The 13,460-nt window shown below is 63.8% G+C and carries 9 protein-coding genes; 6 read left to right on the top strand and 3 right to left on the bottom strand.

The features are described from left to right. Positions 1–292: 292 nt before the first annotated feature. Positions 293–1,777 carry an MFS transporter gene (locus LVD10_RS07740; protein ID WP_370636813.1) on the top strand — a complete coding sequence of 495 codons (1,485 nt, stop codon included), beginning with the start codon at positions 293–295 and terminating at the stop codon, positions 1,775–1,777. Between the two features lie 145 nt (positions 1,778–1,922). Further along, a complete protein-coding gene (locus LVD10_RS07735) occupies positions 1,923–3,332 on the top strand; it encodes an alanine/glycine:cation symporter family protein (RefSeq protein WP_233006443.1) in 1,410 nt (469 codons plus the stop codon). 119 nt (positions 3,333–3,451) lie between these two features. Here LVD10_RS07735 and LVD10_RS07730 read toward each other — a convergent pair whose 3' ends face one another. Next, the gene (locus LVD10_RS07730) at positions 3,452–4,045 is read right to left on the bottom strand and encodes a L,D-transpeptidase family protein (RefSeq protein WP_233006442.1); all 594 of its coding nucleotides are present in this window, start codon (positions 4,043–4,045) and stop codon (positions 3,452–3,454) included. A gap of 541 nt (positions 4,046–4,586) precedes the next feature. Between LVD10_RS07730 and LVD10_RS07725 the strand changes: the two genes are divergently transcribed. Together LVD10_RS07725 and LVD10_RS07720 are read left to right on the top strand one after the other, a co-directional pair. Next, positions 4,587–6,257, top strand: a complete 1,671-nt coding sequence (locus LVD10_RS07725) for a flavin monoamine oxidase family protein (RefSeq protein WP_237062825.1) — start codon at positions 4,587–4,589, stop codon at positions 6,255–6,257. A 273-nt stretch (positions 6,258–6,530) separates the two neighbouring features. Continuing rightward, positions 6,531–6,785, top strand: a complete 255-nt coding sequence (locus tag LVD10_RS07720) for a hypothetical protein (protein ID WP_237062823.1) — start codon at positions 6,531–6,533, stop codon at positions 6,783–6,785. A gap of 220 nt (positions 6,786–7,005) precedes the next feature. Here the strand turns inward: LVD10_RS07720 and LVD10_RS07715 are convergent, their stop codons facing one another. Both LVD10_RS07715 and malT read right to left on the bottom strand, forming a co-directional pair. Further along, positions 7,006–8,646 carry an alpha-amylase family glycosyl hydrolase gene (locus tag LVD10_RS07715; RefSeq protein WP_233006439.1) on the bottom strand — a complete coding sequence of 547 codons (1,641 nt, stop codon included), beginning with the start codon at positions 8,644–8,646 and terminating at the stop codon, positions 7,006–7,008. A gap of 100 nt (positions 8,647–8,746) precedes the next feature. Continuing rightward, positions 8,747–11,479, bottom strand: coding sequence for an HTH-type transcriptional regulator MalT (gene malT / locus LVD10_RS07710; RefSeq protein ID WP_237062821.1), 2,733 nt, complete (start codon positions 11,477–11,479; stop codon positions 8,747–8,749). A gap of 322 nt (positions 11,480–11,801) precedes the next feature. Between malT and LVD10_RS07705 the strand changes: the two genes are divergently transcribed. After that, positions 11,802–12,689: a hypothetical protein gene (locus LVD10_RS07705; protein WP_233006437.1), complete on the top strand. Its 888-nt coding sequence runs from the start codon at positions 11,802–11,804 to the stop codon at positions 12,687–12,689. Between the two features lie 79 nt (positions 12,690–12,768). Beyond that, positions 12,769–13,419 (top strand): MBL fold metallo-hydrolase, encoded by a 651-nt coding sequence (locus LVD10_RS07700; RefSeq protein WP_305080580.1) that lies wholly within the window; start codon positions 12,769–12,771, stop codon positions 13,417–13,419. Positions 13,420–13,460: the final 41 nt, after the last annotated feature.

The following is a 13,460-nucleotide window of genomic DNA, read 5'->3' as shown; positions in this document are numbered from 1 at the left end:
GCCGGGTCATTCCCCGGGTGTCCGCCATGATGCAGGCCGGCCGCCTACTCCCCCGGCGGGGGAGGATGGAGGGCCACCCCCGCCGTGCCATGATCCGGCAAAATCCTATAAAGGGAAGCTCCGGACCGGGGGCTCCCGCGCAGTCAGCGATGAGTCTTTGCCCCGCCGGCACTGCCCGGCCAGGGGAGCCCTGCACGGTTTCGTGCGCCGATGCCTCGCTGGCTAATGGCCCCGGCCCGTTGTGCGAACCGAGATTCTTCCCACAACGATAACGAAACTCGCAGAGATGAAGATGAAACAGCCCAAGTTACCCTTCTGGCAGGTCTGGAATGTCAGCCTCGGCTTCCTCGGTGTGCAGTTTGGCTTTGCCCTGCAGAATGCCAACGCCAGCCGGATCCTCTCCGACCTGGGCGCGGACCTGCACTCGCTGTCCCTGTTCTGGATCGTCGCGCCCCTGATGGGACTGATTGTGCAGCCGATCGTGGGCTCCGCCTCGGACCGTACCTGGAGCCGCTTCGGTCGCCGCAACCCCTATATCCTGTTCGGTGCCATCGCCGCGGCGGTGGGGATGGCCTTTATGCCCAATGCGGGGATCGTGGTGGCTTTCGTGGCACCGATCCTGTTCGGCGGGGTGATGCTGGCGCTGATGGATGCCGCCTTCAATGTCACCATGCAGCCGTTCCGCGCCCTGGTATCCGATATGGTGCCCTCCGAGCAGCGCACCCTGGGCTACTCGGTGCAGTCGCTGCTGATCAACATTGGCGCCGTGCTGGGATCCATGCTGCCGTTTATCCTCACCAACGTGATCGGCCTGGAGAACACTTCCAGGGCCGGTGAGGTGGCGCCCTCGGTGATCTGGGCCTTCTACATTGGTGCCTCGGTGCTGCTGGGCAGCGTGCTGTGGACCGTATTCCGCACGAAGGAGTACGCCCCCAGAGAGTACAACGCCTACAAGGGGATCGACGAGAAAGCGCTGGCCCGCGAGCTGGCCGAGCGCAAGACCCTGCTGCAGCGCCTAGGTGGTTTCACCCGCCTGCTGTTCAATATGCCCCGCACCATGCGCCAGCTGGCAGTGGTGCAGTTCTTCTCCTGGTTCGCCCTGTTTATCATGTGGGTGTATACCACCCCGGCCATTACCCAGCATGTCTGGGGCGTGGACGCCAAGTGGTTCGACCACGATTACCTGGCCACCGTGGGCCAGATCCCCGACCATATTGCCGCCGCCAAGGGCGCCGCGGGTGACTGGGTGGGGATTATCTTCGCCGCCTATTCGCTGTTTGCCGCGATCTTTTCCATTGCCCTGACCCGCATCGCCGGTGCCCTGGGCCGCAAGCCCACCTACGCGCTGTCGCTGCTGCTGGGGGGCGTGGGCTATATCAGCTTCCTGCTGTTCAAGGGCGGTGCGCCGACCCAGGTAGACCTGCTGATCACCGAGGTTACGGTGCCCAGCGGCGCGCTGGGGCTGTTGCTGCCGATGGTGGGAGTGGGCATTGCCTGGGCCGCGATCCTGGCCATGCCGTACTCGATCCTGTCCGACTCCCTGCCGGCGAGCAAGACCGGCGTTTACATGGGGATCTTCAATTTCACCATCGCCGCACCGCAGATCCTGTCGGCGCTGGTGGCGGGCCCGATCCTGCACAGCGTGTTCGACAACCAGGCCATTTACATCATCGTGCTGGCCGGTGTGTTCATGATCCTGGGTGCCCTGTCGGTGTTCTTCGTGCGGGAGCCCGAAGTGGCCCCGACCGGGCTGGAACCCGAGCCGGCGGTTGCCTGACCGGCTCCCGTTGTTGCCAACCAAGAAGCCCCTCAATGAGGGGCTTTTGTGTTTTCTGGCCGTCGAGCCTGCGCTTGCCTGTTTTGACAAGCGGGCGCGCCGCTTCATAGACTCCCGGATCTACCCGTAATTGACTGAAACCTGCATGTCATTCCTAAAATCCATCGATGCGGCACTCGCCGCGTTCGCCTCGTTTGTCTGGGGCACTCCGCTGCTGGTCCTGCTGGTGGGCGGCGGGCTCTATCTCCTGATCGTCTCCCGCGGCCGGCCCTATCGCCACCTGGGGCACAGTATCGACCTGCTGCGGGGCAAGTACGATAACCCCGATGACCCCGGCCAGGTGCCACACCGGCAGGCGCTGTCCACCGCCCTGTCCGGAACGCTGGGGCTGGGCAATATCGCCGGTGTGGCGATTGCCATCAGTACCGGTGGGCCGGGTGCGATCTTCTGGATGTGGGTGACCGCCCTGGTGGGGGTGGCGACCAAGTTCTACACCGCCAGCCTGTCGGTGATGTATCGCGGGCGGGATGCCGCCGGCGAGCTGCAGGGTGGCCCCATGTATGTGATCCGCGAGGGCCTGGGACGGCGCTGGATGCCGTTGGCGCTGCTGTTTGCGGTGGCCGGGCTGTGCGGCATGCTGCCGGTGTTCCAGTCCAACCAGACCGTGCAGCTGCTGCGGGAATCCTTCGCCGTGCCACTCGGGGTGGTGGGCGAGGACGGTTCGTTGTGGTTCGACTTCGCCATCGGCCTGGTGCTGGCCATCGCCGCCGCGGTGGTGATTGCCGGGCGCATCCAGCGCATCGGCAAGTTTGCCGTGCGCGTGGTGCCGGGCATGGTGCTGTTCTACCTGGCGCTGACGTTTATCGTCATTGGCTATTTCTGGCAGGACGTGCCGGCGGCGCTGTGGCTGATTGTGAGCGACGCCTTTTCCGGGCAGGCGGTGGCCGGTGGTGCACTGGGCGCGGTGATTGCCACCGGTATCAGTCGCGGGGCTTTCTCCAATGAAGCCGGTATCGGCACCGAGTCCCTCGCCCACGGTGCGGCCAAGACCACCGAGCCGATCCGCGAGGGTGTGGTGGCGATGGTGGGCCCGATTGTGGATACGCTGGTGGTGTGTACCTGCACGGCGCTGGTGATCCTGCTGACCGGGGTGTGGCAGCACGGGGAGGGGATCGAGGGCGTATCGCTGACCGCCGAGGCCTTTTCCCAGGTGTTTGGCCACTGGGGACCGGTGTTGCTGTTGTTGATGGTGTTGCCGCTGGCGTTCAGCACCATCGTTACCTTCTGGTATTACGGCGTGAAGTGTTTTGTGTTCCTGTTCGGGACCCGCTACCAGGCGCTGTATACCGCAGCCTATATCGCCCTGATTGTCATCGGCGCGGTGGCGTCCCTGAATGCGGTCAACAGCATCATCATCGGTATGTACGCGGTGATGGCGGTGCCCACCATGACCTCGACCCTGGTACTGGCAAAACGGGTCAACCGGGCCGCCCACGATTACTTCACCACCCACGACCTCGAGGCAAGCGGGGTAAGCAAGGGCTCACCTTCCTGAGGCACCGGGACGCGCTGGTACGCTGGCGCAGTCGCTGAATCGCGCGGCAGTACTCGCAAACGAAAGCCCCCTTCCCGGGCAGGGAAGGGGGCTTTTTTTATGCTCGCCAGGTGAGCGGGTCAGTGGACGATGCTGACCTTGGTGCCCGTTGGTGTATGGGCGAAGAAAATCTTCGCCATATGCCAGGGCAGGCGGATACAGCCGTGGGAGTCGGGCCAGCCCGGCACGCGGCCGGCGTGCATGGTGATGGCACCGTTAACGCGCATCATGAAGTCCATCGAGGCACCGCGGAAGACTGCACCCGGGGGGCGGCGATCGCGGCGCACATCCACATTGCTGCGCATTACATAACCCCGCGGGCTGACATAGTGGCCGTAGAGGTTGGAGCGGTGGTTCACCTTTTTCTCGGAAATACGGAAGGTGCCCGTGGGGGTGCGGTGGCCGGGCTTACCGGTGGATACCGGCGACATTCCCACCAGCCGGCCGCCCTTGTAGTAGTAAGCCATCTGGTCACTCAGGTCGATGCGGATATGTGCCGCTCCGTGCCCCGCGTCGGGCCGGAACCAGGCCGAGCCATTGTGCTGGGATGGATGGCGCTGGTAGGGGTACGCATAGTCGCGGGCCTGGGCCAGCGGCGCCAGTAAGCTGCCGCTGCCGATCAGCAGGGCTGCGGTGATGGAAAAGATCTTGGTTAGCGAACGACGGCTCTGCATTGCACACCTCTCTTGCAAACAGCTGCATCTGCGAGATGAACCCGCCGCGCGCACCTTCGCGAGGCAAAAGGAACCTACACGTCCGGCAGACGCGACAACAGGTTGTGTATTTCCCCAAAGCGGCGACCGGTGTTTCCTGGTCTCTGCCGCAGACTGGGCCCGGGCGGTAAAACCGCGAACGAGTGGTGTGGATAGTAGGGTTGGGGCTGGCGCGCTTTTACACGAATTAGGTATTACGCCCCGATGGGATAGATACAAGGGGCATAGATGGCAGTTAGGGCCGTTCTGGCTGGCGGCCCAGAAGTAAAACTTTGTTTTGTAAAAAGGAAAATTAATCGAACTTTTATTCAGTTTTGGGTCGCAATCTGTAAAATGGGGTTGGATTATTTCGATTCTGAATAAAAAATCCTCTTTCTATAGCAGGCTTTGCAGTAGCTGGAGGCGCCCCGGGGCGTGGCTGTTCAGGGAATCGGGATAGGCAAGCAAACCGGCCCCCAGAGGTACCCGGGCCGAAAATCCACCGGGCTCCAGGAAGACAACAATGAGAAGCCGTAAGACCCTTTCCCCTATCGCGGGACTGCTGCGCCGTATGCGCGCGGCACAGGAACTCTCCGACAAAACCGGCATTCCCGCCGACGAAAGTCTCGACATCATCAATGAAGGTGCACGCCACGGCGGCAAGAACGCCTCCGAAGAAGGCCGTCGCCAGTTCCTCAAGCAGCTGGGCCTGGGCGCCGCAGTGCTGGGCACCGCCGGTGCCGCGGGTACCGCCTCACGCCCGGCGCAGGCCATTGCCGGTGGTGCCACTGACCCGGGCCGTGTCGCCATTATCGGTGGCGGCGTTGCGGGCATCCGCTGTGCGCACCGTCTGTACCAGTACAACGGCGCCACCAGCAAGGTATTCGAGGGCAACACCCGCCTGGGCGGTCGTGTAAACACCAACCGCGATATCTTCGGCCGTCCCGTGGAGCGTGGTGGTGAGCTGATCTCCACCGAGCACAGCTATGCGCGCAACCTGGCCAACCAGCTGGGGCTGGACGTTGAGGACGTGAACGGCAATGCCGTGCCCGGTGGCAATGAGCTGTACTGGGTGAATGGCCAGCGCTATACCGAGCACCAGTTGAATGCCGAGTGGCGCGACGTGTACAAGGTTTTCAAGCAGGCCCAGCAGGATGCGCCCTGGCTGCCCACCTACGACTGGCACAATGCCATGCACAAGGAGCTGGACCATATCGACGTGAACACCTGGCTGGATCACGTGGGTATCGGGGCCAACTCCAATATGGGCCAGGTCTTCCAGGCGGACATCGTGGCGGAATACGGTATACAGCCGGAAGACACCACCGCCCTGAACCTGATCTACCTGCTGGCCTGGAACCCGATCAACACGGCACTGCCGCTGGCGGGCACCGATGAGCGCTTCCGTATCTCCGGTGGTAACGACCAGCTGGTAACGCGCATGGTAGAGGAGTTGCCGGAAGGTACCATCGAGACCGGCCGCAAGCTGATTGCCGTCAAGGGTGATATCAACGGCCCGTACAAGCTGACTTTTGCCGATGGTTACGAGTATGTATGTGATCGGCTGGTACTGGCGCTGCCGTTCTCGGTATTGCGCGATGTGGATATCGATGCGCGCATTTACGACTCCTTCCTGCCGCAGAAGCGCCGTGCGATCGAGGAAATGGGCTTCGGTACCAACGGCAAGCTGGCGGTGCACTGCGCGACCCGTCCGTGGACACAGCCGCAGGTGGTCGACGGCCAGCAGTTCACCCCGAATGGTGTTACCTATGTGGGCCGTCCGGAGCTGTTTGATACCTGGGATTCCACTTCGGTAACCGGCAGCCAGGATGGCATCCTGGTGGACTTCTTCGGTGGCAGCTACGGCAGGGAAATTGGTGGCGACAAGCCGTTCGCGCCGCCGTCGAAGAGGGACCTGGACCACTTCTTCGGCATCGTGGATAACGTATTCCCGGGCACCAGTGATGCCTTTACCGGCACCGCCATGTTGTCCAAGTGGGCCGCGAACCCCTGGTCGAAGGGTTCCTACTCCACCCAGACTTTCGGTGGTTACACCGGCTGGTGGGGGGCGCAGGGCCTGCAGGAAGGCAACATCCATTTCTGTGGCGAACACACCGCCCTGGAAATGTTTGGCTACATCGATGGTGCCATCAGCACCGGCGAGCGGGCCGCACAGGAAATCCACCAGGGCTGACAGCCGCTGGCTGGGTTTTGCCTGCGAGAGGCGTACCGGTGACGGTGCGCCTTTTTTATTACGTAATGGATGTTTTATGCCATATGGCAGCGGTGACCTGCGCTGGATCCCGCAGGTCTGTGCGACCGGTCTACGCATGTTGGGAGGCTGACCCTACTATCTGCCGTGTATACAGCCTGTGCCCGGCGGGAGCACCTGTTGGTTTCCCTGGTGGGTGCGGTCTCCGTGCATTTCCCGCGCGGGCGCGAGCAGGTTCCGTGAGGAGTAGAGCCAATGAAACGAGTATCCCTGGGTCTGTTGGCCTGGCTTGTCCTGGTGCCGGCTGTATTAGCAGCGGACCGGAAGCCAACAGAAGAAGAGAAGGCGAAAATTGAGGCGGCGCTCGATTCGGTCAGCTGTGAGCTGGGCGTCATCGAGGTAAAGGATTACGGATACCGGGTAATCAGCGCCAGTTGCGAGGGGCGGGGAAGCTGGGTGGTCAAGCTCGACCAGTCTTTCCAGGTGATCAGCCGCAAGCGCGACGATTGAATCGTGCTCTTGGGGCCCGCCTGACACCCGGATGCACTGCCCGAGGGAATTGCGGGCAGAAAAAAGCCGGCTCGGGGCCGGCGAAGAGAGATGTCAAAAGTGCCATCCATTGCGGTACAAGTGACGAGAGAAATAGGGTGAGGCGCCCCGGGGTGACGAATGACGGTTCAGGGCCCCGGGGTGCCTCGTAAACTGACTGATTCGGGCTACCTGCCGTTCTCTAGTTAATTTTCCGGTAGAGCACGCGGGCACCCGCCACGGGCAGGGCGATGCTGCTGTCGGTGACCTTGCCGGCGAAGCCCGCCGGGGTGATATCGCGTGCGTTGCTAAATTCTGCGGGCAGCTCCAGGGAGCCGGCTTCGTGGCCGAAGTTGGCGACCACAAAAAACTCTTCTGTCCCGGTGCGGCGGTAGAACGCCAGCAGGTCGCCGCCGGTGTCGACGATTTCCTGCTCGGCAGTGGCCAGTCCCGGCCACTCGTGGTGCCACTTGAGCAGCGCGCGGAAGCGGTTCAGCATCGATGCGGAATCGTCCTCCTGCAGGCTTACCGCCTTGTGGTAATGCTCGTCCGGCACCGGCAGCCAGGGCTTGACCCGGGAAAAACCCGCATTGATCTCGCCGCCGTTGGACCAGGGCATGGGAGTGCGACAGCCGTCGCGGCCCTTGAATTCCGGCCACAGGTTGATGCCGTAGGGATCCACCAGGTCCTCGAAGGCGATATCCGCCTCCTCCAGGCCCAGTTCCTCACCCTGGTACAGGCACACGCTGCCGCGCAGGGCCAGCTGGGTCAGCAGGAACATCGGCACGCGTGCCGCAGCCTGTTCCGGGTCAAAGCCCCTGTTCCAGCGGGTCATGGGGCGCGGCACATCGTGGTTGCTGATGGACCAGCAGGGCCAGCCCTCCTCGATCACCCGCTGGTTCTTGCGCAGGGTCTCGCGCAGGAAACCGGCACTGCAATCCTCGGCCAGCAGGTCGAAGGAGTAGGCCATGTGCAGCCGGTTTTCGGTGGTGTAATCGGCCATGATCTTGTGGGTATTGTCGTCGCCCACTTCGCCCACGGTCACGGTTTCCGGGTACTGGTCCATCAGGGCGCGCACGCGCTGCAGGAATGCCAGGTTCTCCGGCTGGGACTTGTCGTGGATGTGCCACTGGTAATGGTAGGTATTCACCGGTGGCTGGCCCTTCTCGTCCAGCTCCAGCGGCCGCGCAGGATTGTCCTGCAGGGACTGGTTGTGGAATGCGTGGTTGATGGCGTCCAGGCGGAAACCATCGACGCCGCGGTCGAGCCAGAACTTCAGGTCTGCCAGCAGTTGCTCCTGGACTTCCGGGTTGTGCAGGTTCAGGTCCGGCTGTTCCTTGAGGAAGTTGGTCAGGTAGTACTGGCGACGGCGGGTGCACCAGCGCCAGGCGCTGCCGCCGAAGTTGGACATCCAGTTGTTGGGGGCGCTGCCATCGGGCCGGGGGTCTGCCCAGACATACCAGTCCGCTTTCGGGTTGTCGCGACTGGAGCGGCTCTCCTGGAACCAGGGGTGCTGGTCGGAAGAGTGGCTGAGGATCTGGTCGATGATGATCTTCAGGCCGCGGGCATGGGCTGCCTCGATCAGGTTGTCGAAGTCCTGCAGGTTACCGAAGATCGGGTCCACATCGCGGTAGTCGGACACGTCGTAGCCGAAGTCCACCATCGGCGACTTGAAAAAGGGTGAGATCCAGATGGCATCCACGCCCAGGGACTGCACATAGTCGAGCTTGCTGGTGATACCCGCCAGGTCACCGATACCGTCGCCATTGGCGTCGCAGAAGCTGCGCGGATAGATCTGGTAGATAACGCTGTTGCGCCACCACTCGGTGTTGTTGCCACTCATAACTACGTCCCATCGGCAGTCGTTTCTCAGGATAGGGTCAGTATGGCGATGGCGGGCAACTGATGCCTCCTCCCCGAGTGGGGAGGAGGGCGAGAGAAAGTCAGGAATGACCCTGGTCGGAGGGCTGGTCCTGCACCGAGCGGAGCATCTGCTCGGCCAGGGCAATGGCCTCCTGGCGGTCCTTCACATCCAGTTTCTGGTACAGGCTGCGAATATGGGTCTTGATGGTGCTGGGCGCTACCTTGAAGTGCCGGGCGATACGCTCGTTCGACAGGCCGGAGTGGATGGCGTTGAGCACCTGCCACTCCCGCGGGGTAAGCGGCGAGTGTCGCAGGAAGTCGGGCACCGCATCGCTGTCGAGGATTTCACGGATGATGGTCTCGTCCAGCTCGATCCTGATTCCGCCATCCAGTTCCGGTTGCTGCTGGGCCAGGCGGATCAGTTCCTGGGCCTTGTCCTGCTCGGCTTCACCCAGGCCGCTGTCGATGGCGGCCTTGAGGATCACGATCAGTGGCTTGCCGACCTGCAGGAAGCTGGCCTTGAAATCCCGTTCCACGGCGATGCTGAGGGCCTCGCGGATGGCATGCACGGCGGCCTCGCGCTGTTCCCGCAGCCACAACAGGTGCGCTTCCAGCACCAGGTTGCGCAGGCAGTCGGTCACCAGGCCGCACTCGCGCGCCACCTGTTGCAGCCGGCTCAACAGCCGGTTGGCGTCAGACCAGCGGTGTACCTCGATCAGGGCGCGCACATGGTTGCGGCCATGGCACTGCTCGAAATGGTTGCTGGGACGGTCCGCTACCGGCTGCGCCTGCTCCAGCCAGGCGGCGATGGCCTGCTGGTCGTTGAGGGCGCGCCAGGCGCGCAGCCGCGCCGCATCGGCATTGGCGACCCAGTCGCGGTGGTAGCGCTCGCCGGCCAGCAGGCGGTCGATGCGCGACAGCCATTCCAGCGACTCGTCCCGCTCGCCGCGGGCCTGGGCCACCTTGAGCAGCAGGCTGTACTCCTGCAGCAGCCAGCGTTCGCCGGCCTTGCGGTTGATCTGCATGCCGCGCCGGGCCGAGGCGGCAGCGTCTTCCAGGCGGCAGTCCTCCCACTCCAGCTGGCCGCCCAGCCGGCAGATAAATTCGGAGATGGGCAGGCCCACCAGGTGGTGTTCCTCCACCAGCCGCTGGGCCCGTTCCTGCAGGGCGGCAGCCTTCTTCAGCAGGCCCTGGGCGATGGCGATCTCGGTCTGCTGGCAGATGGCCCAGGCGGCACTGGGATGGTCATTCTCGGCCAGCGCCAGTGCTTCCACTTCACGCATATGGTCGATGGCATCATCCAGCGCGCCGAGGCAGAAGCCGGTTTCCCCCACCACCAGCAGCGCGGCGATACGCTCGCCCAGCTGGTCGGGGCGCAGCAACTCCAGCGCCTCCTCGGCATACTCCTTGGCTACCAGTGTCTGGCCGCGGGCCACGGCGGCCTGGGCGCGCACGGTGGCAAAGGCACCCTCGAAATCACGCCACTGCTCCGGGTCCTCGCGCTGCAACCAGCTCTCTGCGGCGGTCAGGACCTTCTCGCACTGGTCGTATTCAAAATTATCCCGCGCCAGCTTGGCGGCAATCAGGGTAAAGCGGGCGTTGCGCTGCAGCTTGTCGGCGCCGAGCCAGGTCAGGCAGTCATTGAGGACGCGGATCTGCCCCTCACGCAGGAACTGCTCGCCCTGGGTGTGCAGCAGCTGCTGCAGGCGCTCGGTATCCTCCGCCGCCAGTGCGTGGCGCAGGGCCTCCAGCGGCTGCCCCAGCTCCTGCCAGGTGTCACTGGCGATACGGTGCAGTTCCTGCAGCCGGGTTTTCTCGGTCAGCTGGCGCTGGAGGAAGCGCGCGAACACCGGGTGGTAGCGGAACCACTGGCGACTGGAGTCCTGCGCCTGCAGGAACAGGCCGCGGCGTGCCGTCTGCTCCAGTAGCTGCTGGCCGCCCTCGAGGCCACTCAGGCGCTCCGCCAGGGTGGCATTGACGCGGGTGAGGATGGAGGTGCAGGCGAGCAGCTCGCGCAGTTGTGGCTCCAGCCGTTCCAGCACTTCCTCGGCCAGGTAATCGAGGATATGGGAGTGGCCCTGCTCCAGCTCACCCAGGTATCGATCCACTTCCTCGGCGTTGCGCACGGACAGGGCGAACAGTTGCACCGCCGGGGGCCAGCCCTCGCTGAGCTGGTGCAGCTGCTCGACGCGGTCGTGGTCGAGGCTGAAGGGCAGGCGCTGCTGCAGCAGTTGTGCGGTTTCCGCAACATCCAGGGCCAGCTCGTCGCTGCCCAGCTCCAGCAGGCGGCCCTGGACCCGCAGGGTGGCGAGCCCCAGCGGCGGCTGGCTGCGGCTGGTAAGGACCACGCCGATACCCGCGGGTGCGTGGCGCAGCAGGAAGCGGGTGATGTCGTGCACCGCCTCGCTGTCGATCTGGTGGTAGTCGTCGAGCACGATACGCAGCTCGCTGGGCAGGCCGCGCAGCTCCGCCAGCAGCTGGCTCACTACCAGTGACGGGTCGGGGCGTTGCTGGGCGCTGACCAGGGCGTGGGTTTCAGGCACGCCATTACCGGTGGCGCGGTGGACGCTCTCCACCAGGTAACGGCAGAACTGGCTCGGTTCGTTATCGCCACTGTCCAGCGAGAACCAGGCCACCGGGCTGTCCTGGTTGGCGGCCCAGGAGGACACCAGGGTGGTCTTGCCATAACCCGCCGGGGCGGTCACCAGCATGACCTGGTCGATATCGCCCCGGTCCAGCAGGGAGAGCAGGCGCGGGCGCGCCAGGGTGTTCTCCGGGCAGTCCGGCAGGCTGTATTTGGAGGCTAGTAGCATCGCTGAGAGTCGGCCCGTTGATTGGTTTTTGTACAGGCGTAATTATGCATGATGAGCATTCCATGGCTACCGCTGCGTGACATCCTCCCCCGCGGGGGAGGATGTCGGCATCGATCCCGGCGCAGGGTGTCCTCCCGGTGGTTTGGCCGGGCGCTTGCAAAACCGTGACCAGATGGTACTTTCGTGTTCAACCTGCGACCAGGTTCCGGTTTTTCAGCGGTGCCATTACACACAATGTGACAAAAACGAGCCGCGCAGATGTCCTGACGTGGCCAGAACAACAAACACAACAACAAAAAAGAACAACCAATCAGGGGCATTCATGACCGATATAGTCATTCTGGCAGCGCCGGGAATGGGGGCGGCAGACGATAGTTTCGCCGAACCGCTGTTCCGCGCCTTGCGCCAGGGGCTGGGGGACGACTGGGGGCGGCTGCACTGCGACACCATTCCCTGCCACGAACACCTGCACACCAACGTCGAGCGCGTCTTCGAGGGGATGAAGAAGCGCGATATGGATTTCCTGCGCGCGCGCCGCTTTATGCTGTACGGCATGGCCGAGAGCGCCGCGCAGTTCTCTTCTTCGCAGCAGCGCGACGGCAACTACGACAAGACCCAGCAGGCCATTTACCGCACCCTGGAAAAGGCCGCCGCCGCTGCCGGCGACACCGCGCCGGTGTTGCTGCTGAGCCATTCCGCCAGTTGTGCGACGCTGTCCAATTACCTGTGGGACGCCCAGCGCCCCACCATCGGCCATGGGGTCTGGCGCGACGGCGGGCCGCGCGGGGTGCACAAGGGCTCGGCCCGCGACCTGTTCCTGCGCCTGAAGACCCTCAGTCACTGGTACACGCTGGGGCCCACCATGCCGCTGTGGTCCGCCGCCCTGCCACGGGAGCAGATCCAGGCGGTGACCGCCGACACCCGCGGTTACAGCTTCCGCTGGAAGAATTTCTACCACCCCGATGACCTGTTCGGATGGCCTCTGAAACCCCTCAGCCCCTCCTACAACCAGGCGGTGTACCGGGATTACGAAACCTGTTCGCTGGCAGAAACCGGTGCGGCGCAGTGGGGGCCACAGCTGGTGGCGCACCAGGGATACTGGGACAGTGAGCTGGTGCAGGAGCAGTTGCTGCAGGATCTGCGTGCCCTGTTGCAGCGTACCGGAGGGCGTCCGGTGGCGGGCCGGGGCCACACCGCCGCCACTGCCTAGGTGTCCGGAACGGTGCCGCTGAATCGTGTGTTCGCCTCTGTATAATGGCGGCTGAATTCAACGTTGGTGGTTTACTCCTATGTCCCTGCAGTTTCATACCGTCCCGGTCACGCCCTTCCAGCAGAACTGCACGCTGCTGTGGTGCGATGACAGCAAGCGCGCCGCGGTGGTCGACCCCGGCGGCGATATCGAGCGTATCCTGGCGGCGGTGGAAGAGCGTGGCCTGGAACTGGAGAAGATCCTGCTCACCCACGGGCACCTGGACCACGTCGGTGGTACCGCCGCGCTGGCGGCGCAGCTGCAGCTGCCCATCGAGGGTCCGCAGCGCGAGGATGCTTTCTGGATCGAGCAGCTGGCGGTGCAGACCCAGATGTTCGGTTTCCCTCCGGTGGAGACCTTTACCCCGGATCGCTGGCTGGAGCAGGGCGACACCGTCACCGTGGGTGAGGAGACGCTGGAGGTGCACCACTGCCCCGGCCATACGCCGGGCCATGTGATCTTCTTCCATCCCGGCAGCCGGCTGGCCCTGGTAGGGGATGTGCTGTTTGCGGGCTCCATTGGCCGTACCGATTTTCCCCGCGGTGACCACGACACCCTTGTCCGGTCTATCCGCGAGAAGCTGTGGCCGCTGGGTGACGACGTGCGCTTTATTCCGGGCCACGGCCCCATGTCGACCCTTGGCCACGAGCGCGAGACCAACCCCTTTGTCGCGGACAAGCGCTTCGGCTGATGTGCCCGCGAAAGCGATTCAGGGCAATGCAGTAAGCCAAT

This window comes from Microbulbifer zhoushanensis, from assembly GCF_021729055.1.
Lineage (GTDB): Bacteria > Pseudomonadota > Gammaproteobacteria > Pseudomonadales > Cellvibrionaceae > Microbulbifer > Microbulbifer zhoushanensis.
The sequence above is the reverse complement of the archived record's forward strand: the minus strand, read 5'-3'. Positions and strand labels throughout refer to the sequence as shown.